This window comes from Oleiphilus sp. HI0123 (genome assembly GCF_001635315.1).
Genome location: NZ_LWGE01001026.1, coordinates 1 through 699, shown reverse-complemented (window position 1 = coordinate 699; position 699 = coordinate 1). Strand labels below are relative to the sequence as shown.

Below are 699 nucleotides of genomic sequence, written 5' to 3'. Positions count from 1 at the left end.
GATGACCCCCTAGCCCAAACAGTGCTCTACCCCCCAGGGTGATACACGAGGCGCTACCTAAATAGCTTTCGAGGAGAACCAGCTATCTCCGAGTTTGATTAGCCTTTCACTCCTAGCCACAAGTCATCCCCTCATTTTTCAACATAAGTGGGTTCGGTCCTCCAATCAGTGTTACCTGATCTTCAACCTGCTCATGGCTAGATCACTCGGTTTCGGGTCTAATCCCAGCAACTAAACGCCCTATTAAGACTCGGTTTCCCTACGGCTCCCCTATACGGTTAACCTTGCTACTAAAATTAAGTCGCTGACCCATTATACAAAAGGTACGCAGTCACAGAACAAGTCTGCTCCCACTGCTTGTACGCATACGGTTTCAGGATCTATTTCACTCCCCTCACAGGGGTTCTTTTCGCCTTTCCCTCACGGTACTGGTTCACTATCGGTCAGTCAGGAGTATTTAGCCTTGGAGGATGGTCCCCCCATCTTCAGACAAGATAACACGTGTCCCGTCCTACTTAATATGTGACTATTGAATCTTCGTGTACGGGGCTATCACCCACTATGGCCGCACTTCCCAGAGCGTTCCACTAATTCAATAATCATCGGCTAATCCCCGTTCGCTCGCCGCTACTAAGGGAATCTCGGTTGATTTCTTTTCCTCCGGGTACTTAGATGTTTCAGTTCTCCGGGTTTGCTTCT

General features: G+C 48.9%; 1 rRNA gene. It reads right to left on the bottom strand.

Annotation, left to right across the window (positions count from 1 at the left end):
• A 23S ribosomal RNA gene (locus tag A3761_RS08870) occupies nt 1–699 on the bottom strand; the annotation flags it as partial.